Below are 3418 nucleotides of genomic sequence, written 5' to 3'. Positions count from 1 at the left end.
CGATTCCCACACATCTTGACCGTTCCGGACACCGCGCCCGGTGATCAGAGCCTTACCCGGAAAGGCTCACTACCTGGTCGCCGCTAACGTCAGCGACATCGCCGCGATGGGTGCCGCACCGATCGGCGTACTGACCGTCGTTCGCTACCCCAACGACCTCGACGACGCCGGATTCCTCGACGTCATGGCCGGCATTAACCAAGCCTGCACCGACTTCGGCACCCTCAACGTCGGCGGCGACATCGGCAACGCCGAACGCATCGTGCTCTCCGCGTGCGCGATCGGCGTCTGCCGTACCGGCACCGCCCTGACCCGCCGCGGCGCCAGACCCGGCGACCACCTCTGCGTCACCGGCCCTGCGGAGTCCTCGGCGCCGCCGTCGCCTACTTCCCGAAGCGTGCCGTCAACGGCTGGGCCCTGCCCGACAGCATCGAAGCCGACCTGCTGACCAGCTGGCGCCGCCCGCGCGCCCGGGTGGCCGAAGGTCGACTCCTGTCCACCGGCGGCTACGCCACCGCCTGCCAGGACACCTCCGACGGCCTACGCGCCACCATCGAACAACTCGCCACCGCCAGCGGCGTCGGCTTCACCATCACCGCCGACGACATCGCCGTCCACCCCGCCGTCAGCGCGGTCGCCAAGCTCACCGGCACTGACGACCTCACCCTTGCCATGAGCGCCTCAGCCGACTTCCAGCTCGCCTTCACCGTCCCCCCGGACCGGCTCGACGCCTGCCGCGACACCTTCGACCATCACGGCCTCACTTTCGACGTCATCGGCCGCGCCACCCCACCCGAAGGCGGCGTCAGCCTCCTCACCCGCGACGGCAGCAGAACCGGCCTGCCCGGCGTCGCCTGGAAACACCAGAGCACCGACATCAGCACCCTCGTCACCGGCGGCACCGCCCCCGGCGCCCCGACGCGGTGACCGCGGCCGCCGCCGGCTGGTCCGGCACCGCCCAGGTACGCCGCTCCTATGCCGCCCTGGTCGAGCACTACACGGCGATGACGGCCGACTACCGCCGGTTCCCTGGGCTGAGACAGGAGTTGACGGCCTTCCTCGCCGAGCTGGTGCCGGGGCCGGTGCTCGACCTCGGCTGCGGAGCGGGCCGCGACGCCGACCTGGCCGCCGCCACCGGCCGGACGGTCGTTCTCGCCGACGTCACCCCGGAACTGCTGCGCGCCACCACGGCTCGCATCGCCGTCGACGCAGCGGTCTGCTGCGACGCGCTCGCCCTGCCGCTGCACTCCGACGCTTTCGCCGGTGTCATCGCCAGCGGTGTCCTGCTGCACCTGCCCCGGCAGTACACGGTCACCGCGCTGGACAACATCCGGCGGGTCCTGCTGCCCGGCGGCAAGGCGCTGATCAGTATGAAGCACGGAGGCCGCGACGGGTGGCGCAGCACCGATGACTTCCCGGCCCCACGGTGGTTCAGCTACTACGAGCCGGAGGAGTTCGCCGTGCTCTGCCGCAAAGTGGGCCTGCGCGTCGCGCAGCTGGACATCAGCAGCCGCAAGGACTGGTTCACCGCCACCACCGAGCGGTCCGAACTGTAGGTTCCGCTGTGGACCACGGCTTCGAGACGATCGAGGACGCTCACGACGTCCTCCGGCACCGCTACTGGCGCGACGTGGCGTGGACCCGGGCGGCCAGGTTCACGGACTACCAGCCGTAGCGATGCGATGTGCGGTGACTATCTGCGAGTCCCGGTGCCCGGCAACGTGAGGCAGGTTCACCCATGTCGAGCTGTACTTCGACGGCAGGTATCAGGATGTCGTGCTCATGGGGATCCGGGGTCCGGAATTTCTCGCGTCGCGCGGCGGAGCCGAGGCGCAATGAGCCCGAGCCAGGGTGACGCCGACAACGACTTCACCGGGGGTGCCGGCGCGGTTGTCCAAGCCGCGCAGATGTCCGGAGGCGTGCATGTCCGGGTCACCGAGGTCCCGCTTCCCCCACCGCGCCGACTGCCACCCGCAACGAAAGGATTCATCGACCGGGAACTGCATATCCGGCAGCTCGACTCGCTACTCGACGAGTCAGATCTGCGGACCAGCGACGGCAAGCTTCCGGTCGTGACGATCTCGACCGCCTCCGGCAGCGCAGGCCTCGGCAAGACCGCGCTCGCTGTCCACTGAGAACACCGGGTGCGCGCCCGGTTCCCGACGGGGACCTCTACGAGCAGGCCATGGAGATCTTCCGGACCCTTGGAAACCGCTGGAGCGAGGCTCTGGTCGAGCTGCAGCTCGACCGTACGCTATCGAGGCGCCGCGCGCTGGGCGTGGTCGGCGGCGCTGACGACGCTGATCGGGCTGGATGACCCGCAGGTCGCCGAGGTACGGCGGCGGTTGGAGTCGACTGAGGAATGACGTAGGTTCTTCTGGACAAGCTGCTTCCCACCAGGATGAGCCGGGCGGGACGGATCGCACCCTCGCGAGCCGTCCCGCCCGCCACCCGGAGATCAGGGTGGCAGCCGCCCCGGAGGGTCCGGTTCTGGCAGCCTTGAGCGAGATGTCACTCCTCCGGCCACCGGCCTCGTCTACGGGGATGGCCGGGACTACCCCAGCCGTGACCGCGCGTGATTAGACGAGCGCTGTTCCGCCGAGATTCCAGTTCCCGGGGCCACTGTTGTATTGCATGGTGGGGTTGTTGAAGCTGCCGGAGTTGTTTGCGGTGAACGCCCACAGTCTGGTTTCGTTGTTGCCGTAGTCGTAGAAGGCTCCGATGTCGTCGCGGCCGTCGCCGTTGAAGTCGCCGCCGACCAGGCGTGTACGGGTCAGATCCCAGGTTCCGGGGCCGCCGCTGTACCATGCCACAGTGGGGGGGTTGAGGCCACCGGAGTTGTTTGCGATGAATACCCACAGCCTGGTTTCGCTGTTGCCGTAGTCGTAGAAGGCCACCACGTCGTCCAGCCCGTCACCGTTGACGTTCATATGGAGAGTTCCTCGGTCGCTGTTGCCTGGCGATTGGTCCCACCACGGTGTGGATGGGACAGTCAAGAGGGTCAGGCCATAGGCAGAGAGGGCCGCATTGATCGGTTGGTAGAAGGTGTAGGCCGCGCTGTCGCCGCATGCTCCCATGCCCCCAGACGCAATTCCCTGCGCCTGGTCGCCCGCCATGAACGGGCCACCAGAGTCACCCTTTTCCGAGCAGGCATCAGTTGCGGTCATGCCGTAGACCGTACCTTCTAAATACGACACAGTCCTGTTCTTCGCCGTTATTTTGCCGCAGCGTACACCGGTCGTCACTCCGGAACGGCACACGGCCGTGCCGACGACGGCCTCCCGCGAGCCGGCCACGCTGCCGAGGCCCACGACCTGCGGGACAGGATTTTGGGACGCGACGGTCCTGACCCACGGCCCCGGCGTTGTTCCGGCTTGAGAGGTTCTGTCCGTGTTGAGAACCGGACACGAGGCGAGTT

The 3418-nt window shown here is 68.1% G+C and carries 4 protein-coding genes and 1 pseudogene; 4 read left to right on the top strand and 1 reads right to left on the bottom strand.

Translation table 11 applies throughout. The features are described from left to right. Positions 1-106: 106 nt before the first annotated feature. From ACFHVL_RS30945 to ACFHVL_RS30930, 4 genes and pseudogenes are all read left to right on the top strand, one after another. Positions 107-229 (top strand): annotated as a pseudogene (locus ACFHVL_RS30945) (hypothetical protein); the annotation flags it as partial. A gap of 44 nt (positions 230-273) precedes the next feature. Beyond that, a complete protein-coding gene (locus ACFHVL_RS30940; protein WP_416632152.1) occupies positions 274-927 on the top strand; it encodes a thiamine-phosphate kinase in 654 nt (217 codons plus the stop codon). Beyond that, on the top strand, positions 924-1556 hold the full coding sequence (locus ACFHVL_RS30935) for a class I SAM-dependent methyltransferase (protein ID WP_416632150.1): 633 nt from the start codon (positions 924-926) through the stop codon (positions 1554-1556). Before ACFHVL_RS30940 ends, ACFHVL_RS30935 begins: the two co-directional genes overlap by 4 nt. A 279-nt stretch (positions 1557-1835) precedes the next feature. Beyond that, on the top strand, positions 1836-2135 hold the full coding sequence (locus tag ACFHVL_RS30930; protein WP_416632149.1) for a hypothetical protein: 300 nt from the start codon (positions 1836-1838) through the stop codon (positions 2133-2135). Positions 2136-2579: 444 nt separating this feature from the next. Here the strand turns inward: ACFHVL_RS30930 and ACFHVL_RS30925 are convergent. After that, the coding region (locus tag ACFHVL_RS30925) for an FG-GAP-like repeat-containing protein (protein ID WP_416632148.1) at positions 2580-3418 on the bottom strand (839 nt) is incomplete at its 5' end.

The organism is Micromonospora sp. LOL_023 (genome assembly GCF_048060115.1).
Classification (GTDB): Bacteria; Actinomycetota; Actinomycetes; order Mycobacteriales; family Micromonosporaceae; genus Micromonospora_E.
The sequence above is the reverse complement of the archived record's forward strand: the minus strand, read 5'-3'. Positions and strand labels throughout refer to the sequence as shown.